The following is a 25,029-nucleotide window of genomic DNA, read 5'->3' as shown; positions in this document are numbered from 1 at the left end:
CATGCGAAAGACGATCGCGGCCGTCTCGGCGGCCGCGGTCCTGGGCTCGGTCGTGCTCGCCGCCTCGCCGGCGTCGGCCGACTCGACCAGGACCCTGCCCATCAACGCCGCCGATAATCTGATCGCCGACGGCACCCGTGAGCGCCTGTTCTTCAGCGACCGGATCAACGGTGTGATGGCCCTCGGATACGACGGCTCGGCGATCGACAAGTACGCGCTGCCCGGCGTCTCCGACCTCATCCTGACCCGCGACGCCGCCCGTCTCTACGCGACGGTCCCCGAGCAGCGCAAGATCGTGGCGCTCGACCCGGAGACCCTGGACGTCACCGCCGAGTACCCGGTCGGCGACACCATCCAGCCGCGCCGTCTGACCTCGGGTGGCGGCAAGATCTGGTTCAGCTACAGCGAGAAGCCGGCCGAGGACCCGTACTGGTATCCGTCCAAGGAGAACATCGGCTCGCTCGACGTGACCGGGGACACCCCGGCGGTCGCCCTCGCGCTGGGTGACGAGAACTGGGATTCCTCGGACGACGCGCCGCCCCGCCTGACGTCCGCGGCCGCGGACCCCACTCGGATCGCGATCTCCAACGAGGAGCAGGACGTCGTATTCGACGTGTCCGACGGCACGTTGAAGCAGCTCGCCCGGATCGACTTCAACGACCACGGCCAGAAGCAGGACATCGCGCTGACGCCGGACGGCGAGTTCCTGGCCACCGTCGTCTACAGCGACCAGCACATCAAGATCCGGCGCACCTCCGACCTGGACCTGGTGCGGACCCTGCCGACCGACGGGGGATCCACCTCGGTCGACATCGCCGCCGACGGCGCGGTGGCGGCCGGCACCATGGGCTGGTACGACCCGGACGTCTTCGTCTTCCCGGCCGGAACGAGCACCGCGGTCCGGGACTACGAGTTCGGCAACTCCGGCAAGGACAGCGGCGGCGATCTGCTCGCCGAGAACGCCCTCGCCTGGGAGCCCGGTGGCGGTCGCCTCTTCGCGATCTCCTCGAACTCCGCAGGCGTCTACACCCTCCGGGTCTTCGACGAACCGCGGAAGTCGCAGCCCACGCTGACCCTGACCGGCCCGTTGTCGTCGGCACGGGCCAAGGCGATCACCGTGAGCGGCACCCTGAAGTCGTCGCTCGCCCTGCCGGCCGGCACACCGCTGACCATCACCCGCACCGACGCGGAGTCCCCGGCCGGTGTCGCGCTCGCCGGCCGTACGACCGACGCATCGGGCAACTTCTCGTTCACCGACACACCGCAGTCGGGTGGCCGGGCCACGTACCGGGTCTCCTACGCCGGTGACGAGACCCGCTCGGGCGTCAGCGCGAGCCACGCCGTCGAGGTCGCACGGTCCACGCCGTCGCTGGGCCTGAACAACAACGGCCGGGTCTACAACTACGGCGCGACCGCCCACTTCTCCGCCTACCTGGGCGTCACGTACAAGAACCGGGTGGTGGAGGTCTACGCCGACCCGTGGGGTGGCGACCAGGGCCGGCGCCTGCTGAAGAAGGCCACGGTCGACGGCAGGGGTTACCTGTACACGTCCGTGAAGGTGTACCGGAACACCGCGGTCCAGGCGGTCTTCACCGGTGACAGCCGGATGGCGCCCCGCACCGTCACCGCGACCGTGTACACCAAGGTGCCGGCCGGCCTGAAGCTGGCCAAGTACTACAGGACCGCCAAGATCGGCAAGACCACCTACCGGTACTACAAGAAGAAGACCCAGCCGGTCTTCACGGTGACGCTGCCGAAGTACCCGAACCGCGCCGCGTACGTGCGGGTCGACGTCTACTACCGGGGCAAGTGGCAGGGCTGGGGCAGCGCCTACGTCGCCCAGGACAGGTACGGCCGCAGCATCATCCCGATGGACACCAGGGGCTGGGCCGGCTACAAGTTCCGGGTGCGGGCGGCGTACCGCTACGGCACCTCCGGCGACAACGTCAACTACACGACATACACGCCGTACCAGTACCTCTACATCAGCAAGTAAAAGACCAGGTCAAAGCATCGGGGGTACGGCCGGAGGGCCGTACCCCCGAGGTGCCTGAACGAGACGTCACCTGGATGTGGCCTCCCCGGACCCGGGGAGGCTGCGGTTTATTGGGGAACATGAGCGAGAAGACCTACGCCGACACGTTCGATGCCGGGGCCGCCGAGTGGTTGCGGTCGGGTGAGCCGGGCGGCGAATACGTGGAGATCGCCCGCCTGCCCGACGGCGGTGCCGCCATGCGCAACTCCAACGACCCGGACACGATCCTGTTCTTCACCCGCGCCGAGTGGGACGCCTTCACCGGCGGCGTGAACGACGGCGAGTTCGACCTCTGAGCGTCGGGTCGGTGACGTAGCAACGATCCCGACACGAACTGGCCAATCGGATGATCATTCTCGGTCATCCGGGTCGGTAATCTGCGCGAACCGACATTCGCGTCGATCAACACGGGGTCTTCATGCGTCTCTCCCGGGCCGCCCTCGCGGCCACGGTTCTCGCCGGTTCCACCGCGCTGGCCTTCACCGTCTCCACCGGATCGGCTTCGGCCGGGAGCCAGGCTCTCGGCCTCTCGGCGCTGGGCGACGTCGTCGCCGACGGTGTGCACGAGCGTCTCTTTCTGAGTGACCCGACCGCCGGGGCGATCGTGGCAACCGGTTACACCGGTGAGGAAGTCGCCCGGCGGGCGGACCTGCCCGGTGTGCGTGGCCTCGCGCTCTCCACGGACTCGAACACCCTCTACGCGGCGGTGGACGGGGCCGCGGCGATCGTCGCCTTCGCGACGGACACCCTCGCCGAGACCGCCCGCTATCCATTGGGCGAGAACGTCTTCCCGGAGGACGTGACGGTCGCCGGTGATCGCCTCTGGTTCGGGTACGACAAGGGCGCCACCGCCAATACCGGCAACATCGGGTCCGTCGATGCCGAAGGAAACGTGCGCCTGTACGAACCGTCCGCCGACGAATCGTTCTACACGGGTCCGCCGAACGTGTTCTCCAACTCGTCGGTTCTCGTCGTCAAACCCGATCGCCCGGCCGGTTCGGTTCCCAACAACATCCGGACGTTGGACGTCTCCACCGGAATTCCGCTGGCGCTTCTCCGGGAGTCCGGGCACCGCCTGGAGGTCGCCGATGTGGCGTTCACGGCGGACGGCACGTCCGCGTTCCGCGTCGGTGGGATGGGGCTCAGTCGCGTCCGGCTCGCTGACGGCAAGGTCACCGTGGTGAGCCCCAGGCCGTACGAGGAGCACATCGACATCGCCGCCGATGGCCGGCTGGTGACGGCGGCCGGCTACGCCGTCTCGGTGTACGACCCGAGCGGCCAGGCATTCCAATGGTCGGAAAGCCTTGCCCACTCGCTGAGCGGCGGAGGTCTCGTCTGGCAGCCCGGTGCCGAGCGCGTTCTCGCGGTAACCCGCGGATACGAATCGGGCAGGAACAAGTACTACCTCGAGACGGTGACGCGCCCGGCTCCCACCTCGCCGACGCCCGAGCCCAGCATGGTCACGATCCCGGGAGACGCGGCGATCACCGTGACCGTGCCCACCTCGGTCGTCAACGGTCGCCCGGTGACGCTCTCCGGAACGGCGAAGAGCCTGCCGGTCGGGCACACGCTGAGAGTCACCCGCCGGGAAGAATGGGATACCGGCAGCGAGCCGCCCGTGATCGGATCGCCGGTCATCGACAGCTTCGGCGCGTACACCTTCACCGACACGCCACCGAAACTGGGCATCTGGATCTACACCGTCAGCTACGGCGGGAGTCTGGCGAAGACCGCCCGGGTGGCACTCACCCAGTTCACGCCGGCCTTGACCCTCGACAAGCACGGAACCACCCACGCCCACAACGCGACGGCGACGGTGACCGCGACGCTCGGCAAGACGTACTCGAACCGGGTCGTCGAGATCTGGGCCGAGGACCCGTACACCCGCTGGCTGCTCAAGCGGGCCACCGTGAACAGCGCCGGAAAGGTCAGCGCCAGCCTGCGCCTGCAGTACAACACCACCATCACCGCCACGTTCACCGGTGACCGGGAGTACGCGGCGCGATCGGTGCGGTCACGGCTCTACACCAAGGTCAGCGTGTTGCTCGGGATCCGCAACCACTACAGGACCAAGAAGATCGGGGCGGTGAAGTACTACCACTTCCGGACCACGAAGGACCCGCACTTCAACGTCACCATGACCCGGCACGCGGGCCGCTGGCAGCGCACCGTCATCCAGCGTCACACGGGCGGCAAGTGGAAGAACTACCTCGCCGGGTACTTTCCGCTGGACCGGTACGGGCACTCGTACGTGCGGTTCGCCGGAACCTACAAGGCGGGTACGAAGTGGCGGGTCCGGTCCGAGTACATCTGGAGCGGCAGCGGCGACAACCTGAACGCCAGCACCTACGGCGCCTGGACGTACTTCACCTACACGAAGTGAGTGCTCCGGGCCTACGACATCGGGGTTGAGAAAGGCGGACCGGTCATGGTGACCGGCCCGCCTTTTGCGGCTGGAAATCACCGCTGTCTCAGCCGCGCTGAGGCAGCGGTGGTGTCCAGCCGGGGGTACCGGACCGGCCGTGCTGCCTGGCGGGACGGCACGGCCGGTCCGGAGCCGATCAGGCGGGGTCGAGGGCCAGTGCGTCGAAGACGAAGTTCGGGCTGAGGAACGTCTCGCCGCTGCTCCCGCTCACCACCGAGATCGACAGGGTGTTGGCGCCGGCCTTGAGGGCACTCGCCGGGATCGTGAAGGTGTACGTGGTGTTGTTGCCGCGCCACGTGCCGCGGGTGACGCCACGCGAGTTGAGGTTCGCCGGGGTGGGTGACGCCGAGGCCGGCGAGGTGTAGCCGCCGATCGCGACGGCGGGGCGGCCACCGGCGAAGTTGGAGGTGGTGGCGATGCGCAGCTTGACGCCGTTCGCCGGAACCGAGGTCAGATCGAAGCTGAGCGCGGCCGGTGAGTTGACCGACTTGAACTCGGCCATCGGGAACTTCGCGGCACCGTTCGCGACGCTGTAGGAGCTCGCTTTCCACGCCGACATCCGGCTGTCCGACGGGTGCATCGTCTCGATCTTGTCGGCGTTCAGGAAGCCCGCGGGGGTGCCGTCGAAGGTGCCCAGCTGGAAGAGCTTGCCCGCGGCGGGCACGCTGCCGGTCATGCTCAGCGACGTGGTCGCGCCGGCCGTCACGGTGATCGTCTTCGGGGCGCCGACGGCAAGCTCACCGGCGTACAGGGTGGCGGTGTAGGTGCCCGGCTTGACGTGGCCGATCACGAACTGCCCGCTCTTCACCTGCCCCCAGTACTGACCGTTCGGGCCGGCCAGGGCCACGGTGGCCCGCAGCCCGTTCCACGTGCCGGACGCGGTGCCGCTGACCCCGCCACGCTGCGCGTTGGAGAGCATCCCGGGAATGAACGACGCCAGGAAGTCCATGCTGCGAGCGGTGGGCGCCTGGCCGTCGGTGAGGGCCAGCGCGTACGGCCCGTGCAGCCCCAGTCGCAGCGCCTCGGTCTGCTGGTGCCCGCTGAACATGTAGTGCGTGATGTTGACCGCGCTGCCGGTGTCGTTGACCTCGATGTCCCGGAAGAACGGGCCACCCGAGGACATGTCGGTGTACGCGGGCAGGATGAACGCGCCGTGCCCGGTGCCACTGGCGCCGAACGGCTTCTGCGCGACGAGCCGCTGCGAGCTGTAGAACTTCGACGCCGTCCGGCCGGCGGAGTTCGCGAAGACGTCCGAGCCCTCGACCGTGGTGGTGAGACCGCCGGTCCTGGCCGCGGCCGGCGAGTTGGTCAGCACCGACGGCTTGAGCCGGGAGATGAAACGGGCCTCGCCGGGGTTGAGCGCCTTGGTGATGCTCGTGGCCAGGTAGACCGTGTTGTCGCCTCTGCGGGCGAAGTAGTACTGGGTCACGCCGATCGACGTGTTCGCCACGCTCACCAGGATCGAACTGCCGCTGTTGAACGTCTTGCTGGTCACGGTCGCGGACGACCAGCCGGACTGGAACTGGCCGGCGGCCTGCCCGGACGCGGCGAGCTCGGTGCCGTTGTGCTTCAGCGAGGTCATGTTGCCGTTGGTGCCGTTGATCTTGAACGTCAGGCCGGTGCCGGTGTCGAAGCTGACGTTCGCGGCCGCGTTCGCCCACGGCTGGCCGAAGCCGAGCAGACCCGCGCCGGCCAGGACCGCCGCGGAGGCGAGCCCGGCCGCCAGTGCCTTGCGGCGGCTGCGGGAAGCGGGGCGACGGTGTGAGGGGATTGACATGCGACCACCTATACGAGTCGGGGGGACATCGCATATGTGGCCGCCGGACGGTAAAAGGTTGCTCGCGATCTCAGAAAGTTTCCGGCCGTGCGGCCATGCCGCGGCCCTTCCGCACCGCCTCCGCGACGGCGGCCCGCGGGCTGGTCAGAACCGGGATCCCGGGCAGCAGTGCTGCCGCCCCGGCCATGCTGGCCTGGGCGAACACGATCACGTCGGTGTCCGCGGCGATCATCCGGACGTGTCCGGCGATCTCCTCGTGGTACGCGGTCAGGTCATCGGCCTCGAAGTGCCGCCAGGCCGCGAGGCAAGGCGACCGGATCAGCGTCACGGGCCGCCCGGCGGTCTGCCGCAGCAGATCGAGGGTCGGCTCCAGAGTGGACTCGACGGTGGCGACGACGGCGATCCGGTCGCCCGCCGCGACTGCGGCCTCGGCCATCGGACGGTCGAGACGCAGCACCGGCACGTCGCCGGACATCGCCTCGGCGTCGGCGCCGATCGTCGAGCAGGTGCACACGATCAGGTCCGCTCCCGCGGCGACCAGTTCCTCCAGCCGCTTCGCCAGGTCCGGCGCCGATCCGGTTCGACGGGCGTCGGCGAGCAGTTTCTCGTCCACCAGGTGGAGATCGTGCAGTCCCGGCGGCGCCAGCTCGGCGAACAGGGTCCGGAACGTCGCGACGTGCACCTCGGCCGTGTGCAGGAACCCGATCACGGTCATTCGTGGATCACCCTCGCCTCCGGGACGCCCCGTGCACGGGCGACCTGAGCGGCCTCCTGCTCGAGCCGGGCCGCCGTCATCTTCTCGAACGCGGTCACCGTGAGGTCGACCCGTTTACGCCCGGACATCTTCGCCCGCCACACCCCGTTGATCTCGCCGTCGACGAGCAGCACCCCCGGATTGCCGAGAATCCGCCACACCGCCTTCTGCCGTTCCCGGTCCGGCACCAGCAGGTCCCGGTCCCGGGCCTGCAGCAGCGGGTCCATCGCCGGCAGCCAGCGCACCCCGCGTGGCGCCGGCGCCGACTCGAGCAGATCGACGGCCGTGTCGGGCAGCCAGGCGCGACGGCCGTCCACCCGGACCTCGGTGAGGCCCTCGGCCGGCCACACCGTTTTGATCACCGTGGTGGTGCTGCCCAGGTATTTCGCCACCTCGGCCGGACCGGCCGGCCCGAGGAAACGCAGGTATGTCCCGATCAGCCGGTCGACGCCACGGTTGGCGGCCGGGATCGGCGGTGGATCGGGCAGCGGGCCGATGGCCGCGTCCTTCCCGCGGGAGAGCACCTCCACACCACCGGCCAGACCGGCGTGCTGCCACACGTTCCCGGCCACGTGACGGGCCCCGCAGGACCTGCAGTCGTACGTCAGCTCGGCCGGCACCCGCCGGCTGACCTCGGTGCTCGCCGCACCGCGCGGGATGGGCCCGGTGAGGACCTCGCGGAACGCCTCGGCGGTCGCGGTGAAGGCCCGGACACCGAGCCGGGCAGCGTCGGGGATCTGGGCGCTCCTGATCCGGGCCGCCGCGTCGTCGTCGCTGACCGGCCACAGCTGCCCGGTCAGATCGGCGAGGTCGGAGCGGCGGTGCAGGTGCGGCGCACCACGCGCGGCCCAGACGGTGACCAGACGGTCGTCGTCCGGTTCGGCGGTGGTGCGGGCGGCCAGCGCGACCCGCGTCGAGTCGGGGGTGTACTCCTGCACGCCGAGGTCGAGCAGGGGCAGGTCACCGGGGCGGTCGCCGGAGCGGTCGGCCAGGCCCTGTGCGGCGATCCGGTACGCCATCACGCGTGCGCGATCCACGTCGATCATCGGCACTCCCTCCGTGGTCACCGCCGACCGTACCGCCGGGAGGCGACGTTTTTGCGGCGATCATCCTGCGGGTCGGACCGGCTTTCCAGGTGTTCCCAGGTGTCCAGGGTGGCCGGCCCGTACGGCCCGTCCTGCTCGATGGGCGGCTCGGCGGCCGGACGGTAACCGCACCGGCGGGCCACCGAAGTGCTCGCCGAGTTACCCCGGTCGATCCGCAGCAGCAGCCGTCGCAGCCGGAGCGTGTCGAAGGCGTACCCGGTGAGCAGCGACAGCGCGGCCGACGCCAGACCCCGGCGACGAAAGGGCCGGCCGACCAGGTAGCCCAGCTCGGCCTCGGGCAGCCCGGAACGGACGTTGAAGAGCAGCACCTCGCCGAGCGGCCGGCCACCGTCCGCGGTGATCGCCAGTTGGATGCGGCTGCCGCCGATGCGGCCCTGATGGGCACGCCGCAGATAGGCGAGCCCCGCCTCGACGTCGAACGGGGAGGGCATCAGCGTCCAGCGGGCGATGTCCGGCTCGTCGAGCAGCGCGACCAGGTCGTCGAGATCTTCCCCACGCCATTCCCGCAGCACGACGCCGGGGCCCGCCAGCCTCAGCGGGTAGGGCAGCGGGCTGATGGTCACCTTTCCAATCGTGCCGGTAAGACCGGCTTTGGTGCTAGTGGCGACCGGCCGGAAAGCCTGCACGATTCCTTACCGTCAACCGGTCGGATCACGGACACCCTTTCGGGCGGCAAAATCGCACCATGTCGGCACCGATGGGCGCGGACGAGCACTGGGCCCGGCGCCGCGTTCAGCGGCCCGAAGCATTGGCACGTCTTCCACGTGGTGGCCCGGGCTAGATCCGCTGGGCGGTGATCTCCAGTCCGGCGGCGCGCAGCCGGTCGACGAGTGCGTCGCCGATGCCGGTCGCCGGAGTGAGCACGCCACCGCCGATCTTCGGCAGCCGATCGCGGTCGAACACCAGCGCCAGAGCGGATTCGCCGAGCATGACGGCCGTCGCGGCGTACCCCGGATCGCCCTTGGCCTTGACCCGCGCCCGGTAGCGTGCCCCGGTTGTCGTCGTCGTGACGATGTCCATGGTGAAGTGTCCGTTGCGCTGGACGTCCTCGCTCGGCCCGGCGCCCGGTGCCGGCAGGACACGATCCAGGACGAACCGCAGCGGCGGCACCGCGAAGCCGACGACCAGGGCGCTCAGTGCGGTCTTGAGGGCCGCGGCGGCGAACGCGTTCTTGACCCGCATCACCTCGCGATAGCGGAACCGGCGGCCGTACGCCCAGCCGCGCAGCGCGTTGCTGCGCCGGACGACCCGGGTGTTGTAGGACGCCATCACGAACGGCGCGAGGTGGCCGCGGAGACCGGGGTCCACATCCGAGGCCGGCATGCTGGGCATGTCCGGCTGGCGGCCGAGGTCCGGCTCGGACCCGCGGTCGGGGCTGAGCGAGTACGGGCTGGCACCGATCCGCCGCAGCCGGGAGTCCTTCTTCATCACGTCGACCTGGTGGCGCATCGAGTCGATGGTGCCGCCGCTGAAACCGCCGCGCAGGTGGGTGACGACCAGTGTGGTGTCGGTGAGTTCGCCTTCGCCGTCCGCCGCCACCTGCGCATGCAGGACGTGCACTCCGATGTCGGACGGAATCGAGTCGAAGCCGCAGGAGTGCACGATCCGGGCTCCGGTGCGCCGGGCGGTCTCATGGTTCTCGTCGATGCTGTCCCGTGCGAAGAGCACCTCACCGGTGAGGTCCACGTAGTCGGTGCCGGTTTCGGCGCAGACGCGGGCCAGCAGCTTGCCGTACTTCGCGTACGGCCCGACGGTGGTCACCACCACGCGGGTGCGGGCGGCCATCGTGGTCAGCGCCTGCTCGTCGTCCGCGTCGGCGATCACGACGGGCAGGTTCAGTCCCAGACGCTCGAGTTTCTCCGCGGATCGACCGGCCAATGCGATCCGGGTGCCCTCCGGCGCGTGTCCGGTGAGGTGCCGCGCCACGAGCGCGCCGACGAAACCCGAGGCGCCGTAAACGATCACGTCAAATTCCTGCGGTTGATCGTCCGTGCCGGATGATTCGCTCGCGAGCTCGCTCATGGCTGCCGATTGTGCACCCTCGGTGGAGGGTTGGGAACCCGGTGCGCCGCGCCGAAACCAGCGCAATATCCACACAAAGGAAGATCAAAGCCGCTAATTTGTGACTTACAACTCCATTGCCGCGTCTCGCGTTACCTCGGAGCGCGGCAAGTCGCAGCCCGCGAGAAGGCGGGCACCGTGGCCGGAAACGCCGAGTCCAGCCGTCGGCCACGGTTCAACGAAACCCAGGCATGGAGCGGGGGACCCAAGAGTTCCTCGGCGCTACGGCGCCTCGGGGTGAAGCCGCCGACGGCGGCCGGGCACCTCTGCCCGAACCCGACAGCTGACCTCGTAGGCGTGGAGGAAAAGCTCATGGTTCAGATTCGTCAGCAGCTCCACCGCGCGGTCGGCCTGATGGCCGCGAGCCTCGCCGGAAGTGTGGCCCTGGCCGGGCCCGCCGAACCGGCGGCTGCCTCGATCAACTGGGATGCCATCGCACGATGCGAGTCCGGGGGCAACTGGAGCATCAACACCGGGAACGGCTACTACGGGGGACTGCAGTTCAGCCGGAGCACGTGGCGGGCCTACGGCGGTACGAGGTACGCGAGCACCGCGAACCGGGCCACCAGGTCCGAACAGATCCAGATCGCCGAACGGGTGCTGCGCGGTCAGGGACTGGGAGCGTGGCCGCACTGCGGCCGGCGCAACGCGTTCAAGGCGGCGTCCCGCGGCAGTGTGCGGTCGGTGTCGTCGAACCGGACGACAAGGGCCTCCGGCGGCACCTACGTCGTCCGGCGTGGCGACACGCTGGCCCGGATCGCGGCGCGGCACGACGTCCGGGGTGGGTGGCGAGCCCTTTACCGGACGAACGCGCACGTCCTGCACAGCCCGCACCACCTGCGGGTGGGGCAGCGCTTGAAGCTTTAGAAGTGCAGAAGTGGGCCCGGCGCGATTTGAACGCGCGACCTACCGCTTAGGAGGCGGTTGCTCTATCCACTGAGCTACGAGCCCGACGTTGCTGAGGGTACCAGCAGCCGGGGCCCGGATCGGCGCGGCCGACCCGGGCCCCGGCAAGAACCGGCGGTTGATCAGGCGAGGTCGAAACGGTCCAGGTTCGCGACCTTGACCCGCGCCTTGACGAAGTCGGTGACCAGCTTCTCCTTGGCGTCGTCGCTGCCGTGGACCTCGGCCTGCGCGCGCAGCACCGAGTTCGACCCGAAGATCAGGTCGGCCCGGGTGGCGGTCCACCTGACCTCACTGGTCCGGCGGTCACGGCCCTCGAAGGTCTCACCGTCGGGGTCGGTCGCCGACCAGGTGATGCCGAGGTCGAGCAGGTTGACGAAGAAGTCGTTGGTCAGCACGCCCGGGGTGCCGGTGAAGACGCCGTGCGGGCCGGTGCCGTGGGTCTTGCCGAAGGTGTGGCCGCCGGCGATGAGCGCCACGGTCTCCTCGTCGTTCATGCCCATCCGGCCGAACGTGTCACGGATGTCCCGGTGCGAAGCGCTGCTCGCCGGAGCCTCCGCCGCCGCGGCCGTCGAAGGTCCGGTAGGTGCCGGCGCTGTGCCACGCCATCCGGATCATGAGCGGCCGTAGTGGCCGAAGTCGGCGGGCCACCAGTCCTGCGAGTCGGAGTCCTCCGGGTAGCGAGCGATCAGCCGGCGTGAAGTCTGCACTGCTTTTCTGGAATGAGTAAAGAAAACGAGACGCCGGTGATCGTGGCCACGCGATGGATACCGCCGGGTTGCCTCCGGGTCGTTATCGTGGCTGCCGGATCAGTGCTGCCATCGACGGGGGTTACACAACGTGCGGGTGTTGGTGGCAGATGACGAGCGGATCCTCGCCGACACCGTGGCGGACGGGCTACGGCAGTTCGCGATGGCGGTCGACGTCGTCTACGACGGTGACAGTGCGTTACAGCGCATGAGCGTCAATCGGTACGACGTGGCGATCCTGGACCGCGACATGCCGGGCGTCACCGGCGACGAGGTGTGCACCCGGGCCGTCGACTCGGGCACCGCGACGCGCCTGCTCCTGCTGACCGCCGCCGCCGGGATCCGCGACCGGGTCGAAGGGCTCGGCCTCGGCGCCGACGACTACCTGACCAAGCCGTTCGCGTTCGCCGAGCTGGTGGCCCGGGTGCAGGCGCTGGCCCGGCGTTCGGCGGCGCCGCTGAAACCGGTGCTGGAACAGGACGGGGTGCTGCTCGACACGACCCGGCACTTCGCCTCACGGGACGGGCTGACCCTCAACCTCACGCCGAAGGAGTTCGCCGTGCTCCGGGTGCTCCTGCGCGCCGGCGGACAGGTCGTCAGCGCCGAGGAACTGCTCGAACAGGCCTGGGACGAGAACGCCGACCCGTTCACCAACTCGGTCCGCGTCACGATCATGACGTTGCGCAAGAAGCTCGGCGAGCCGCCGGTCATCCACACCGTGCCGCGCGTGGGTTACCGGCTGGGACGGTGACGGGTGCTCGCCCCGAGCCGGCGGGCCATGGTCGTCTGCGCGACCGCCTTCCTGGCCGGCGTCACGGCGCCGGGCCTCCTGGAGGTGCTGCTGCGCCGGCTGCGGACCGCCGGAGCGGTGGTGTGCGGACCGGGCCCCGAACGCTCCGCGGTCTGCGAGGCGGTCGCCCGGCACGACGGCTGGCAGATCATGGCGGCGCTCGTGGTGACCTTCCTGGCCCTGCTCGTGGTGGCCCGGACCGCGGCACGCTGGACGCTCCAGCCGTTCCGCCAGCTGGTGCCGGCGATCACGAGTGTCGGGCCGCAGAACCTCGGATACCGGATCAACCCCGGCGACGGTGACGACGAGATCGTCGTACTGTCCCGCGCCATCGACACGATGATGGACCGGATCGCGATGGGGTACGAGTCGCAGCGGCACTTCGCGGCCAACGCGGCGCACGAGTTGCGTACCCCGCTGGCCGTGCAGCGCACCCTGATCGAGGTCGGCCTCGGGCGCGCCACCACACCGGACAAACTGGACCTGGTCACGGCGCAGCTGCTGCAGACCAACGAGCGCAACGAACGCCTGATCGAGGGGCTGCTCGTGCTCAGTGAATGCGACCGCGGCCTGACCGCACGGGTACCGCTGCGACTGGACACGATCGTCGGCTCCATTCTCGACGATCACGAGGCGCGGGCCGCCGAGGCCGAGGTGACGATCATCCGCTCGCTCGCGCCGAGAGTGGTCCGCGGCGAGCGGGTGCTACTCGAACGCCTGGTCACCAACCTGATCCAGAACGCCGTCAAGTACAACAGGGCCGGCGGCACGATCGAGGTGACGGTCGGTGCGCGCCCCGCGCTGACCGTCGTCAACACCGGCGACGACGTCCCGAAGGAGGCGGTCGTCGGACTGTTCGAGCCGTTCCGCCGCCTCTCCGGGACACGGATCGACCACAGCGGTGGCGCCGGCCTCGGCCTCGCCATCGTGCGGGCGATCACCCGGGCTCACGACGGGGTCATCTCCGCGCACTCCACCGGCCGGGACGGGTTGCGGGTCGAGGTCTCGTTCGGTGACTCCACCGAGTAATGGAACCGCGGCACCCGCGTGCCGATGCCGGTGAGGATCTCGTGCGGGTTCGTCTCCGCCCACACGGCCCACTCGGCGACGGTCGGCTCCCCTCCCTCCCCGGAACCGAAGATCACCACCCGGTCGCCGGCCACCACCGGGTGGTCACCGACGTCGACCACCACCTGGTCCATGGCGACCCGGCCGACGATCGGGCAGCGCATCCCGCCGATCGACACCCAGCCCCGCCCGCCGGTGCGCCGCGGGACGCCGTCGGCATAGCCGGCCGGGACCAGGGCGAGCGTGGTGTCCCGGTCGGTGACGTGCTCGGGGCCGTAGGACACCCCCGTGCCCGGGCCGACCCGCTTGGTCAGGATGACCGTCGACTCCAGGGTCATGGCCGGACGCAGCCCGAAGGTCTTCCCGGGTACCGGTTCGACGCCGTAGAGGGCGATGCCGGGCCGGACCAGATCGAAGTGGGCCGCCGGCAGGTGCAGGGCCGCCGCCGAGTTGGCCAGATGGATCAGAGGCGGGCTGACGTCCGCGGAACGGGCCTTGGCACGGACCCGCTCGAACGTCGCCAGCTGCCGGTGCAGGCCCGGGTCGGCCAGGTCCTCGGCGTGGGCCAGATGCGACCACACGGCACGGATCTCGACCAGGCCCGCGGTCCGGAGGCGTACGGCCTTCTCGATCAGCTCGGGCCACTCCGCCTCGGTGGCGCCGCCGCGGGACAGACCGGTGTCGGCCTTCAGGTGCACCGACGCCGGCCGGCCCACCCGTTTGGCCGCCCGGCCGAGAGCCTCCAGGGCCTCGACCGAGGAGGCCGACACGTCGACATCGGCGAGCAGGGCGTCGTCCATCGACTCGAACGGGGCGTACAACCACATCAGGATCGGCGCCGTGAGCCCGGCCGACCGCAGTTCCAGCGCTTCCCGCAGGGAGGTGACGCCGAGCCAGGACGCGCCGTGGGCGAGTGTCGCCTCGGCGACCCGGACCGCGCCGTGGCCGAAGCCGTCGGCCTTGACCACGGCCATCAGTCCCGCACCCGCCGCGGCGCGGGCCAGGAGCCGGGTGTTGTGCCCGATCGCGTCGAGATCGATCAGCGCCCGGGTCATGGCCGCCGGCATCACGACCGATTCGCGCCGTTCAGCGCGGTGTCCATCAGTCGGTCGAGCAGTTGTGAATAGTCGACTCCGGCCGCCCGCCACATCTGGGGGAACTGGGACAGCTCGGTGAAGCCGGGCATCGTGTTGACCTCGTTGAGCACCGGAACCGCTGTCCCGTCGACCTCGGCGAGGAAGAAGTCGACCCGCAGCAGGCCCGCGCAGCCCAGGATCTCGAAGATCCGGCGCGCGGCGTCGGCGAGCTGGTCGCGGTGACCGGGGTCGATCTCGGCGGGAATGGTGAACTGGGCCAGGCCGGAGGTGTACTTCGCGTCGAAGTCGAAGAAGCCCTCGGAGCCCTTGAGGTTGATCTCCAGGGCCGGACCGACCTCGACCACACCGTCCGGGCGCTGCAGCACCGCCAGGTCGATCTCGCGGCCCACGATCGCGGCTTCGACCAGCACCTTGCTGTCGTGCTCCTTCGCGTGGGCGACCGCGCGGGGCAGATCGTCCCAGTCGTCGACCCGGGAGACGCCGACACTGGAGCCGCTGCGCGCCGGTTTCACGAAGACCGGCAGGCCGAGCCGGTCACGGTCGGCGGGGGCGAGGTCGCCGTCACCGTCGCGCAGCACCACACCGTCGGCCACGGCGATGCCCTCCGCGGCGACGAGTTTCTTGGTGAACTCCTTGTCCATCGACGCGGCGCTGGCCAGCACGCCGCTGCCGACGTACGGGACACCGGCCAGGTCGAGCAGCGCCTGGATGGTCCCGTCCTCGCCGTACGGGCCGTGCAGGCAGGGGAAGACGACGTCGACGGACTTCAGCGCATCCAGCGCGGCGGTGATGCTGACCAGCGGCGAGACGTCCTCGTCGGCGAGGCCCGCGCCGGACACGATGGCGTCTGCGGTCTGCGGGCCGGTGTCCGTCCCGACCTGCCAGCGGCCGTCCCGGGCGATGCGGATCGGTACGACCTCGTACCGGGATCGGTCGAGGAAACGGAACACCGACGCGGCCGAGCGGCACGACACCTCGTGCTCCGAGCTCCGGCCTCCGAAGATCACCGCGGCCCGTACCTTGGAACTCTGCATCCTGACATCTTGCGGCATGGCCCATCCGGTGATCGTCAGGGATGCCCTTATGGTTTCCTTATTTCCGGCTAACCGGACAAAAGCCTCAGGCGGTCTCGGGTCTTCGCTTCGGAATCGATTCCGCCGCCGGTGGTTGCGAAATAGTCCCGAAACCATGACTGTGAGCCCAGCTCAGGCCGCAATCCAGGCTTTACGTCGCTTCCGTGGTTTGGGGAACAAGACGGACTTTCCCGTGATGCTGATGGCATCGTCGCTGGTCAGCGTCATTTCCCTAAGGTTGCCGGTCCGCTGGCGATTGAGTTACCGCACAAAAGCGAACAATATGCGGCGGGAAAATCCGCGTTCCCGACCGCCGGTCATTGCCTTTCCGTTACCTTACTGAGAATCATTCGTCACCAGCGATATCTACGCTGCGGCGGATCAACTTCCTTCGGAGGGTCAACCTCGATGCGTTCCTACATACGCAGCGTGGATGACGCCGGACGCTTCCGCCCCGTACCGAGAACCCCTGCGGGTCTCCGTGCTCTGGGTGCCGCTGTCCTGGCGACCACGCTCGGCCTCAGTCTCACCGGCCCTGTCTCCGCTGCCGCGGACGCCCCGTTCATCAGCGAGATCCACTACGACAACACGGGCACCGACAGCGGCGAGGCCGTTGAGATCGAGGCCCCCGTCGGGTACGACCTCAGTGGCTGGCAGCTTTACCTCTACAACGGCAGTAACGGCGCCACCTACACGCCGATCACCACGCTCAGCGGCGTCATCCCGGCCGCCGGTGTGCAGACGTACACCATCAACGGTCTGCAGAACGGCTCGCCGGACGCTGTCGCGCTCGTGAAGCCGGACGGCTCGGTCGCCGAGTTCCTCAGCTACGAGGGCGCCCTGACCGCGACCAACGGTCCCGCTGCGGGCGCCACGAGCATCGACATCGGGGTGTCCGAGCCGGACACCACACCTGTCGGTCACTCGCTGCAGAAGGTCAACGGTGTCTGGCAGGCCGCGGCGGCGAACAGCTTCGGCAAGCTGAACACCGCCACCACCCCGGAGGAGCCGGAGGAACCGGAGGAGCCCGGCACCGGATGCGCCACGGCGGCCACCCACACGATCGCCCAGGTGCAGGGCACCGGCACGGCGACCGGCCTGGCCGGCTCGGTCGTCACCGTCGAGGGCGTCGTCACCGCCGACCACCGCACCGGTGGCTACAACGGTGTCTACCTCCAGACGGCCGGCACCGGCGGCGACCGCCCGGTCACCGCGGGTACCGCGTCCGACGGCATCTTCGTCCACCTGACCCCGACCGCCGCGAACCACCCGGTGGTCGCGATCGGCGACCTGATCCGGGTCACCGGCACGGTGAGCGAGTACAACGCGCTGACCCAGATCACCATCGGCACGAAGGCCGATGTGCAGGTCTGCTCGACCGGCGCCGCGCTGCCCGCCCCGGTCGCGCTGGCCCTGCCGCTGAGCGACGAGGCCCGGGAGTCCGCCGAGGGCATGCTGGTCGCCCCGGTCGGCGCGTACACCGTCTCCGACGTCTACAACACCAACCGGTACGGCGAGATCGTCCTGGCCGCCGGCAACGCCCCGGCCCGGATCCCCACCGACGTGGCCCGGCCCGGCAGTGACGCGGCCCTGCAGCTCAAGGCCGCCAACAAGGCCGGCCGGATCCTGCTCGACGACGGCCGGACCACCAACCTCGCCTCGGCCGGCGTCGCCCCGCCGTACATCTCCAAGGCCGAGCCCACCCGGGTCGGCGACACCGTGGAGAAGTTCGGCCCGAGCGTCCTGGGCTACAGCTTCAGCGAGTGGCGCCTGCAGCCGTCGACCCCGGTCGACGCGACCACCCCGGCGATCTCGCGCACCACGTTCAAGGCCACCAACGCGCGGACCCCCGCGCCGGCCGGCGTCGGCGGTGACATCAAGGTCGCCAGCTTCAACGTGCTGAACTACTTCGTGCACTTCGGTGGCGAGGCGCGTGGCGCGCTCGACGAGGCGGCCAAGGAGAAGCAGGAAGCGAAGATCGTCTCGGCGATCAGCGCCCTGGACGCCGACGTGGTCGCGCTCATGGAGATCGAGAACTCGGTCCGCTTCGAGGCCACCGAGACCCAGCTGGCACTGAAGACGCTGGTCGGTGAACTGAACGCGGTTGACGGTGCGGGAACCTGGGACTACGTCCGGTCGCCGGCCGAACTGCCGGCCCCGGCCCAGCAGGACGTCATCACCAGCGCGATCATCTTCAAGCCCGCCGCGGTCACGCCGAAGGGCGCCTCGAAGTCCATCAACGACGAGACGGTCTGGGACAACGCCCGCGAGCCGATCGCCCAGACCTTCACGTCGGGCAGCATCGACTTCACCGTGGTGGCCAACCACTTCAAGTCCAAGAGCGCCTCGGTCCCGCCGACCGGCGACAACGCGGACACCGGTGACGGACAGGGCGCCTACAACGGCGACCGGATCCGGCAGGCGCAGTCGCTGGCGACCTTCGTCGAGGGCCTCGGCACCGACAAGGTGATCCTGCTCGGCGACTTCAACGCGTACGGCAAGGAGGACCCGCTCCAGGTCTTCTACGACAAGGGCTACTCGGACGCGCACGCCGAGGGCAAGTCGTCGTACGTCTTCGGCGGCGAGTCCGGTTCGCTGGACCACGCGCTGGTCACCGGCGAGTTCGCGAAGCGGATCACCGGGGTCGACATCTGGAACATCAACTCGGTCGAGCAGATCGCCTTCCAGTACGACGGCTACGCGCCGTTCTACGAGAACGGCCCGTACCGTTCCAGCGACCACGACCCGGTGATCGTCGGCGTGGAGACCGGCCTGACCGGTCCGGTGAACCTGCAGCTGCTCAACATCAACGACTTCCACGGCCGGCTCGAGTCGCCGTCCACCGCGGGCGGCCAGCCCGTCGGTGGCGCCGCTCAGCTCGTCGGGCTGGTCGACCAGCTGCGGGCCGCGAACCCGAACACCGCGTGGATCTCGGCCGGTGACAACATCGGCGCCTCCACGTTCATCTCGGCGATCGACAAGGACAACCCGACGATCGACGTGCTGAACGCGGGTGGCCTGGCCGTCTCGGCGGTCGGCAACCACGAGTTCGACCTGGGCCTGGCCGACCTGACCGGCCGGGTCAGCGACCGGGCGGACTTCCCGCTGCTGGGCGCGAACGTCTACAAGGACGGCAAGCGGGCGCTGCCCGGCTACGACGTGCAGACCCTGGGCGGCGTGCAGGTCGGCTACATCGGTGTCGTCACCGAGCAGACCGGCTCGCTGGTCAACCCGGACGGCATCGTCGGCGTCGAGTTCCGCGACCCGATCGCCGAGGCGAACGCCGTGGCCGCGCAGCTGTCCGACGGCAACGCCGCCAACGGTGAGGCCGACGTGCTGGTGCTGCTCGCCCACGAGGGCGCCTCCACCGAGAACATCACCTCGGCCGAGGCCCTGCAGGCTGACCCGGTCTTCGGGCCGTTCACCAAGGTGAGCGCCGAGATCGACGCCATCGTCAGCGGTCACACCCACCAGCCGTACGCCTTCCAGGTGCCGGTTCCCGGCGTGCCCGGCAAGACCCGGCCGGTGGTCCAGGCCGAGGACTACGGCGAGAAGCTCGGCAAGATCGGCCTGACCTACGACCCGGCCACCGGTGAGGTCACCACCTCCACCGCCGAGCTGATCACGGTCGCCGGCTACCCGTCCAACAGCACGGTCGCCGGCATCGTGGCGGCGGCCAAGACCAACGCCACCGAGCTCGGCAAGGCTCCGCTCGGCAAGATCAGCGCGGACATCCTGCGGGCCTACACCAGCGCCGGCGCGGAGAACCGTGGCGCCGAGTCGGTCCTCGGCAACTTCATCGCCGACGTCCAGCTGGACCAGACCAAGGACGCGGGCCGTGGTGGCGCACAGATCGCCTTCATGAACCCGGGTGGTCTGCGGGCCGACCTCAAGTACGGCACCGACGGCACGATCACCTACTCGCAGGCCTTCGCGGTGCAGCCGTTCTCCAACGACGTGGTGACGCGGACCCTCAAGGGCTCGCAGATCAAGGGCGCGCTGGAGGAGCAGTGGCAGCCGGACGGTGCGGCCCGGCCGTACCTGCACCTGGGTGTCTCGAAGGGGTTCACCTACTCCTTCGACGCGAGCCAGCCGAAGGGCAGCCGGATCATCCCGTCGTCGATCAAGCTGAACGGGGTCACCATCGACCCGAACGGCGAGTACCGGGTGACGACCAACTCGTTCCTCGCCGGTGGCGGGGACAACTTCCCGTCGCTGGTCAGCAAGGTCGGCGTGGTCACCACCGGTGACAACGACCTGACCATGCTGGTGAACTACTTCGCCCAGAACACCCCGATCACCGCCGACCCGGCGCCGCGTGCCATCGCCGGCAAGCTGGACGCCGCCGCCCCGACGGGCACCTATGCCTTGAACACGGCTGCGATCTGGCCCGGCCAGACGGTGACGCTCACGGAGTCGGCGCTCGACGACGACGTCAGCGACAACGCGAAGATCACCCGGGTCGTCGACTGGGGCGACGGCAGCACTGCCGAGACCCTGCCGGCCGGTACGGCCACCGCGACGCACACCTACGCCGCGGCGGGCAGCTTCAAGGTGACCGTCACGCTGACCGACGAGGTCGGCAACAGTGGTGCGGCCACCTTCGACGGGGCGTCCACGGTCGTGGTGGCGGCGCAGGCCGGCACCTACAAGCTGGACCGGAACGCCATCTGGGCCACGCAGTCGGTGGCCCTCACGCCGGCCGGTGTCACCGGTGCCACCGAGCTCACGGTGAACTGGGGCGACGGCAGCTCCGTCAAGGTTCCGGCGACCGCGCCGGTGTCGCACGTGTACGCCAAGCCGGGCATCTTCACGGTCAAGGTCACCCCGGTGAACCCGGCCGGTGCCGGCAAGTCGGTCACGGTCGGCCACGTCGTCGTGGTGCCGGACTTCCTGGCCCCGGAGATCCGGCTGAACGAGCCGCGTCACGAGGAGTACGCGTCGGCCTGGCAGACGCTGACCGGCTCGGCGATCGACCTCGGGGTCGGCGTCGACGCCGCAAAGGTCAAGGTGGTTCAGGAGCGCGGCGGCAAGTGGTACTACTACGCCGCCGGCAAATGGACCAGGGCGAGCTCGGAGCGGGACGCCGAGGCCCGGGCCGCGGTGCTCAGCGCCGCACCGGACGCCAAGGGTGGCTGGAGCGTCGCGCTGACCGGTGTCGAGAAGGGCAAGCTGCGGATCAGCTACTGGGCTGAGGACAAGGTCGGCAACGACTCCAAGGTCCGGGTCCACATCGCCCGCGTCACCAGGTAACAACAGCAGGTAGAGAGGGCTCCCGCCACTGGCGGGAGCCCTCTCGTTTCTTGTCCGGATCAATACAATTCATTGACGTACGTTGACGCAGGCATCGGTCGGCGACCAGGCTATTGCATATATCTCCCATAGAACTGAAGGGTATGCGATGCTCGTCAAGAGAGCCGGTGCGGTGCTGCTCAGCGCTGTCGCCGTGGCCGCCGTCGGCACGGCCGCACCCGCCGCGGCCGTCACCTCCACCAACTCCGTTCTCGCCTGGTTCGACACCACGGCCGCCGCGGTGACCGCCGGTGGAGCCACCACCCAGGTCACCAACAGCCGTACCTGGGCGATCGGCTGGCTGGCCGCAGCCCGGGCGCAGAACGGCTCCCGGAACGCCGCCTACCAGCGCGCCGCCCTTGCCGGAGCGGTCCACCAGACGCTGATCACGTTGATCCCGGCCCAGGCTGCCGCCGTGGACACCGCGCTCGCCGCCGATCTGAGCGGCATCCCGGACGGAGGCGCCAAGTCCAAGGGACTGGCCGCCGGCCGGCAGGCGGCCACCCGCCTGCTCGCCGAGCGGACCGGCGACGGCCTCGACCCGGCCTCGGTGAACACGGCGTACCCGATCCCGGCCGCCGCGCCCGGCGTCTGGCAGCCCACCCCGCCCGCCTTCGCGCCCGCGACCCAGTACGGCAACCGCGTGGCCCGGCCGTTCGCCCTGCGCAGCGCCGAGCAGTTCCGTCCGGCCCCGCCGCCGGCCGTCGGTTCGGCCCGTCAGCAGCGTGACCTCGCCGAGGTCAAGGCGTACGGCGCGGCGGACAGCACGGTTCGGACGCCGGAGCAGACCGACACCGCCACGTTCTGGCTCGGCTCCTCGTTCGTGCTGTACACCCCGATCCTGCGGGTCGCCGTCGAGCAGTCACGCGGCTCGCTCGCCGACCGGGTCCGGCTCGTCGCGCTGTTCCATGTGGCCTCGGTGGACACACAGATTGCCACCTCCGACGCCAAGTACGCCTACCGGCTCTGGCGTCCGGTGACCGCGATCCGGGCGGGTGGTGACGTGAACTGGCTGCCGCTGCACACGACGCCGGCGCACCCGGACTACCCGAGCGGACACAACACCTACTCCGGTTCGGCCGAGCAGATCCTGACCGCCCTGTTCGGGCCGAAGGCGCGTAGCCCGTACACCATTCCCAGTCCCAGCGCGCCTGGCGTGACGCGTACCTACACCGACTGGAAGGTGCCGAGTCTGGAGAACGTGGACGCCCGCGTCTGGTCCGGCATCCACACCCGTATCGCGGGCGAGGCCGGCATCGACCTCGGCAAGGACGTGGCCGGTCACACCCTCCGGAACTCCCGGAGGTTGATTGCCGGATAACGTTTCGGTCAGTCATACGGCCGGTGCCCGCGCGCCGGCCGTATGACGTGGTGTAACCGGTGTATTGATCGCCGGCGGTACGCGGGGAGGACGGATGAACGCTCGGCCGAATCGATCTGCATGGATTGTTTTCATCGTCGGACTCGCGATTCTCGTTCTGGGTTTCGTCCTCTTTGTCAGTGCTGGCACCGGATGCGGTACCAGCGAGATGCGTGCAGGCAACCAGTGTGTTACCTACGGTGACGGCAGTGGAGTCGCCCGTACGATCGATGAACCGGCAGCCGGACCGGCCGCGCTGCTCGCCCTCGTCCTCGGCGGCTTGCTCGCCGTGGCGGCCGCGTGGCTGCTCTTCTTCGCCGACCGCTCGGTCCGCCCGGCCACCGGCGTCGGCGACCGGATCGAGCTGGCCCGGCGGCACGGCTGGCGATTCCTCGACGTCGACCCCGACCTGCTCGCCGACTGGCGCGACAACCCCGACTTCGGCGGCGACCAGCCGGCGTACGCGGTGCTCAGCGGTTTCCTCGACGACCTCGAGTTCGTGATCTTCGACTTCCGGCGGCCGGGCACCGGCGCGACCGGCACGGCATGGATCGTCTACCTTCCGCAGCCGTCGTGGTCGTTCGTCGAGTGGGCGGCGGCGCAGCAGTTCCGCCGCCCGCTGCACATGGTCGGCGTCCGCCCGGACGCGATCGTCGACATCGGCCGTGAGCAGCATCGCTCCACCGAGCCGGAAGCTGTCCTGCGTCAGGTCCGGGCCCTGGCCGGGATCGTCCGGCTGTTCGAGTCCCAGGCCGCGGCCAGCTCCTGAACGTTCACCGGCGGCTCCTCGTGACGAGCCGGCGGCTATTCCTGGCGAGCCGCTGGGTCCTCAGGAGTGGCGGTAGGCCCGCTCGGCCCGCTGGCGGCGCAGCCGGTACACGGCTGCGGACAGCGTGATCACCGCCCAGGTCGCGACGATCGACGTGGCGACCCACCAGCCGACCATGCCGAGTACGACGGCGGCCACGGTGATCACGGCAGCGAGGACGAACAGGGGAAGCGGAGGGCGACCAGTGGGTGACACGCTGAAGTTGCCGCCGCCCATCCGGGCCGCAAAGTCGGGATCGTCACGCCTGAGCTGACGTTCGAGCTGAGCAAGCCGCCGGGTGTCCTCTTTGCTGAGCATGGTCGCCACCTTCCGGTCCGCCTCGCCGGTGAAGCAGTGATCGGGAGCGATCTCGATCACAGTCCCCATTGTTACCTCTGGGTTGCCGCTGTGATACAGCCCCGTGTGCCGATTTTTCGGTCCGTTCCGTTCCGGACAACAAGACCTGTGGAAATTCCTCGACATCGGGTATAGCGGACCGGTTGATCAGCAATGACGGCGTATACGTGGCGTGAGCGGTGCGTGACTCTGGGTGGCTGCATGGTGCGGGCCCTGTGGGTCCCGATCGGACCCACAGGGCCACCCGCTCAGAGGGCGCGGCGCTTGGCGGCGGCCGAGGCCAGCCTCTCCAGGACGCTGACGGTCGCCTCCCAGCCCATGCAGGCGTCGGTGACCGACTGGCCGTACGTCAGCTCGCCGCCCAGATCCTGCCGGCCCGGCTCCAGGAAACTCTCCAGCATCACGCCACTGATCGCCCGCTGCCCGGACTCCATCTGCTGCGCGATGTCCTCGGCCACGATCGGCTGCCGGTTGTGGTCCTTGCCGCTGTTGCCGTGCGAGCAGTCGATCACCAGGCGCTCCGGCAGGCCCGCCTTGCGCAGCAGCGCCAGCGACGACTCCACGTGCTCGGCGCTGTAGTTCGGCTTGCCGCCGCCACCACGCAGCACCAGATGGCAGTCCGGGTTGCCGGCCGTGTGCAGGATCGCCGGCGTGCCCGAGTAGTCGATGCCGGGGAAGACGTGCTTCGCCTCGGCGGCCTGGATCGCGTCGACCGCGGTCGAGACACTGCCGTCGGGACGGTTCTTCATGCCGATCGGCATCGACAGTCCGGACGACAGCTGCCGGTGCACCTGCGACTCGACGGTCCGGGCGCCGATCGCGCCCCAGGCCACGGTGTCCGCGATGTACTGCGGAGTGATCGGGTCGAGGAACTCCACGGCCACCGGCAGGCCCCGCTTGACGACCTCGAGCAGCAGCTTGCGAGCGATCCGCAGGCCGGTGCCGACGTCACCCGAGCCGTCGAGGGCCGGGTCCATGATCAGGCCCTTCCAGCCCACCGTGGAACGCGGCTTCTCGAAGTACACCCGCATCACGATCAGCAGGTCCTTGCTGAGCCGCTCGGCCTCCAGCTTGAGGCGGTCGGCGTACTCGCCGGCAGCCTCCGGATCGTGCACCGAACAGGGGCCGACGACCACGATCAGCCGCTGATCTCGGCCGTTCAGCACATCCTCGACCTGCTTACGGCCGGCCAGCACGGTGTCGTGCAACTCGGAGGTCAGGGGCAGCTCGTGGTGGAGCAGGGCCGGGCTCATCAGCGGTACGACCTTCTCGATCCGCTGGTCACGGACGCGCTGCACCTCTGGGGCGGTCATGGTGATTTCTCTCCTTCGACCGGCCCTGGGTCAGAGCCGGTTTGCTCGGGGCAAACAAAAA

The 25,029-nt window shown here is 69.5% G+C and carries 19 protein-coding genes, 1 tRNA gene and 1 riboswitch; of the genes, 9 read left to right on the top strand and 11 right to left on the bottom strand.

The window, feature by feature from the left end; translation table 11 throughout:
* Position 1 precedes the first annotated feature (1 nt).
* The 3 genes from AB0G04_RS17870 to AB0G04_RS17860 all read left to right on the top strand — a co-directional run bounded on the left by AB0G04_RS17870 (position 2) and on the right by AB0G04_RS17860 (position 4,418).
* Positions 2-1,996 carry a hypothetical protein gene (locus tag AB0G04_RS17870; protein WP_360983292.1) on the top strand — a complete coding sequence of 665 codons (1,995 nt, stop codon included), beginning with the start codon at positions 2-4 and terminating at the stop codon, positions 1,994-1,996.
* Between the two features lie 119 nt (positions 1,997-2,115).
* Positions 2,116-2,331: a DUF397 domain-containing protein gene (locus tag AB0G04_RS17865; protein WP_360983289.1), complete on the top strand. Its 216-nt coding sequence runs from the start codon at positions 2,116-2,118 to the stop codon at positions 2,329-2,331.
* Positions 2,332-2,453: 122 nt separating this feature from the next.
* Positions 2,454-4,418 (top strand): hypothetical protein, encoded by a 1,965-nt coding sequence (locus AB0G04_RS17860; protein WP_360983287.1) that lies wholly within the window; start codon positions 2,454-2,456, stop codon positions 4,416-4,418.
* Between the two features lie 178 nt (positions 4,419-4,596).
* On the opposite strand, the gene AB0G04_RS17855 is transcribed toward AB0G04_RS17860, so the two are convergent.
* From AB0G04_RS17855 to AB0G04_RS17835, 5 genes are all read right to left on the bottom strand, one after another.
* Complete coding sequence (locus tag AB0G04_RS17855) at positions 4,597-6,237, bottom strand: rhamnogalacturonan lyase B N-terminal domain-containing protein (protein WP_360983285.1); 1,641 nt, start codon at positions 6,235-6,237, stop codon at positions 4,597-4,599.
* 70 nt (positions 6,238-6,307) lie between these two features.
* Positions 6,308-6,952 (bottom strand): aspartate/glutamate racemase family protein, encoded by a 645-nt coding sequence (locus tag AB0G04_RS17850; protein ID WP_360983283.1) that lies wholly within the window; start codon positions 6,950-6,952, stop codon positions 6,308-6,310.
* On the bottom strand, positions 6,949-8,037 hold the full coding sequence (locus AB0G04_RS17845; RefSeq protein ID WP_360983281.1) for a crosslink repair DNA glycosylase YcaQ family protein: 1,089 nt from the start codon (positions 8,035-8,037) through the stop codon (positions 6,949-6,951). The genes AB0G04_RS17850 and AB0G04_RS17845 overlap by 4 nt, the downstream gene beginning before the upstream one ends.
* A 17-nt stretch (positions 8,038-8,054) precedes the next feature.
* Positions 8,055-8,660 (bottom strand): GNAT family N-acetyltransferase, encoded by a 606-nt coding sequence (locus tag AB0G04_RS17840; protein ID WP_360983279.1) that lies wholly within the window; start codon positions 8,658-8,660, stop codon positions 8,055-8,057.
* Positions 8,661-8,874: 214 nt separating this feature from the next.
* Complete coding sequence (locus tag AB0G04_RS17835) at positions 8,875-10,062, bottom strand: saccharopine dehydrogenase NADP-binding domain-containing protein (RefSeq protein WP_360983277.1); 1,188 nt, start codon at positions 10,060-10,062, stop codon at positions 8,875-8,877.
* Between the two features lie 235 nt (positions 10,063-10,297).
* Positions 10,298-10,471: riboswitch (cyclic di-AMP (ydaO/yuaA leader) on the top strand.
* Between AB0G04_RS17835 and AB0G04_RS17830 the strand changes: the two genes are divergently transcribed.
* Complete coding sequence (locus AB0G04_RS17830) at positions 10,471-11,025, top strand: transglycosylase family protein (protein ID WP_360983275.1); 555 nt, start codon at positions 10,471-10,473, stop codon at positions 11,023-11,025. It overlaps the preceding riboswitch by 1 nt.
* A gap of 11 nt (positions 11,026-11,036) precedes the next feature.
* On the opposite strand, the gene AB0G04_RS17825 is transcribed toward AB0G04_RS17830, so the two are convergent.
* Positions 11,037-11,109 (bottom strand) — tRNA-Arg (locus AB0G04_RS17825).
* A 77-nt stretch (positions 11,110-11,186) separates the two neighbouring features.
* A complete protein-coding gene (locus tag AB0G04_RS17820; RefSeq protein WP_360983359.1) occupies positions 11,187-11,585 on the bottom strand; it encodes a peroxidase family protein in 399 nt (132 codons plus the stop codon).
* Positions 11,586-11,901: 316 nt separating this feature from the next.
* On the opposite strand from AB0G04_RS17820, the gene AB0G04_RS17815 reads away from it, so the two are divergent.
* A complete protein-coding gene (locus AB0G04_RS17815) occupies positions 11,902-12,561 on the top strand; it encodes a response regulator transcription factor (protein ID WP_360983273.1) in 660 nt (219 codons plus the stop codon).
* 3 nt (positions 12,562-12,564) lie between these two features.
* Positions 12,565-13,629: an ATP-binding protein gene (locus tag AB0G04_RS17810; RefSeq protein WP_360983271.1), complete on the top strand. Its 1,065-nt coding sequence runs from the start codon at positions 12,565-12,567 to the stop codon at positions 13,627-13,629.
* Here the strand turns inward: AB0G04_RS17810 and alr are convergent.
* Together alr and AB0G04_RS17800 are read right to left on the bottom strand one after the other, a co-directional pair.
* Positions 13,548-14,723, bottom strand: coding sequence for an alanine racemase (gene alr, locus AB0G04_RS17805; RefSeq protein ID WP_360983269.1), 1,176 nt, complete (start codon positions 14,721-14,723; stop codon positions 13,548-13,550). The two genes, AB0G04_RS17810 and alr, sit on opposite strands and share 82 nt — an antisense overlap.
* Positions 14,724-14,734: 11 nt before the next feature.
* A complete protein-coding gene (locus AB0G04_RS17800) occupies positions 14,735-15,799 on the bottom strand; it encodes a D-alanine--D-alanine ligase family protein (RefSeq protein WP_360983267.1) in 1,065 nt (354 codons plus the stop codon).
* A 447-nt stretch (positions 15,800-16,246) separates the two neighbouring features.
* Between AB0G04_RS17800 and AB0G04_RS17795 the strand changes: the two genes are divergently transcribed.
* From AB0G04_RS17795 to AB0G04_RS17785, 3 genes are all read left to right on the top strand, one after another.
* A complete protein-coding gene (locus tag AB0G04_RS17795) occupies positions 16,247-21,091 on the top strand; it encodes an ExeM/NucH family extracellular endonuclease (protein WP_360983265.1) in 4,845 nt (1,614 codons plus the stop codon).
* A gap of 148 nt (positions 21,092-21,239) precedes the next feature.
* Complete coding sequence (locus AB0G04_RS17790) at positions 21,240-22,451, top strand: vanadium-dependent haloperoxidase (protein ID WP_360983263.1); 1,212 nt, start codon at positions 21,240-21,242, stop codon at positions 22,449-22,451.
* Positions 22,452-22,659: 208 nt separating this feature from the next.
* Positions 22,660-23,259, top strand: a complete 600-nt coding sequence (locus tag AB0G04_RS17785) for a hypothetical protein (protein ID WP_360983261.1) — start codon at positions 22,660-22,662, stop codon at positions 23,257-23,259.
* Between the two features lie 60 nt (positions 23,260-23,319).
* Here AB0G04_RS17785 and AB0G04_RS17780 read toward each other — a convergent pair whose 3' ends face one another.
* Positions 23,320-23,676: a DUF3040 domain-containing protein gene (locus AB0G04_RS17780; RefSeq protein ID WP_360983259.1), complete on the bottom strand. Its 357-nt coding sequence runs from the start codon at positions 23,674-23,676 to the stop codon at positions 23,320-23,322.
* A 227-nt stretch (positions 23,677-23,903) separates the two neighbouring features.
* The gene (locus AB0G04_RS17775) at positions 23,904-24,968 is read right to left on the bottom strand and encodes a 3-deoxy-7-phosphoheptulonate synthase (protein WP_360983257.1); all 1,065 of its coding nucleotides are present in this window, start codon (positions 24,966-24,968) and stop codon (positions 23,904-23,906) included.
* Positions 24,969-25,029 lie beyond the last annotated feature (61 nt).

The sequence above is a fragment of the Actinoplanes sp. NPDC023801 genome, from assembly GCF_040639655.1.
Classification (GTDB): domain Bacteria; phylum Actinomycetota; class Actinomycetes; order Mycobacteriales; family Micromonosporaceae; genus Actinoplanes.
Note: the sequence above shows the minus strand (reverse complement) of the source record. Positions and strands in the feature narration are given on the sequence as shown.

What these genes read in the sequence shown, in the direction of transcription:
- AB0G04_RS17870 (WP_360983292.1), top strand. Translation starts at nt 2, where the DNA reads ATGCGAAAGACGATCGCGGCCGTCTCGGCGGCCGCGGTCCTGGGCTCG.
- AB0G04_RS17865 (WP_360983289.1), top strand. Translation starts at nt 2,116, where the DNA reads ATGAGCGAGAAGACCTACGCCGACACGTTCGATGCCGGGGCCGCCGAG.
- AB0G04_RS17860 (WP_360983287.1), top strand. Translation starts at nt 2,454, where the DNA reads ATGCGTCTCTCCCGGGCCGCCCTCGCGGCCACGGTTCTCGCCGGTTCC.
- AB0G04_RS17855 (WP_360983285.1), bottom strand. Translation starts at nt 6,237, where the DNA reads ATGTCAATCCCCTCACACCGTCGCCCCGCTTCCCGCAGCCGCCGCAAG.
- AB0G04_RS17850 (WP_360983283.1), bottom strand. Translation starts at nt 6,952, where the DNA reads ATGACCGTGATCGGGTTCCTGCACACGGCCGAGGTGCACGTCGCGACG.
- AB0G04_RS17845 (WP_360983281.1), bottom strand. Translation starts at nt 8,037, where the DNA reads ATGATCGACGTGGATCGCGCACGCGTGATGGCGTACCGGATCGCCGCA.
- AB0G04_RS17830 (WP_360983275.1), top strand. Translation starts at nt 10,471, where the DNA reads ATGGTTCAGATTCGTCAGCAGCTCCACCGCGCGGTCGGCCTGATGGCC.
- alr (WP_360983269.1), bottom strand. Translation starts at nt 14,723, where the DNA reads ATGACCCGGGCGCTGATCGATCTCGACGCGATCGGGCACAACACCCGG.
- AB0G04_RS17800 (WP_360983267.1), bottom strand. Translation starts at nt 15,799, where the DNA reads ATGCAGAGTTCCAAGGTACGGGCCGCGGTGATCTTCGGAGGCCGGAGC.
- AB0G04_RS17795 (WP_360983265.1), top strand. Translation starts at nt 16,247, where the DNA reads ATGCGTTCCTACATACGCAGCGTGGATGACGCCGGACGCTTCCGCCCC.
- AB0G04_RS17790 (WP_360983263.1), top strand. Translation starts at nt 21,240, where the DNA reads ATGCTCGTCAAGAGAGCCGGTGCGGTGCTGCTCAGCGCTGTCGCCGTG.
- AB0G04_RS17785 (WP_360983261.1), top strand. Translation starts at nt 22,660, where the DNA reads ATGCGTGCAGGCAACCAGTGTGTTACCTACGGTGACGGCAGTGGAGTC.
- AB0G04_RS17775 (WP_360983257.1), bottom strand. Translation starts at nt 24,968, where the DNA reads ATGACCGCCCCAGAGGTGCAGCGCGTCCGTGACCAGCGGATCGAGAAG.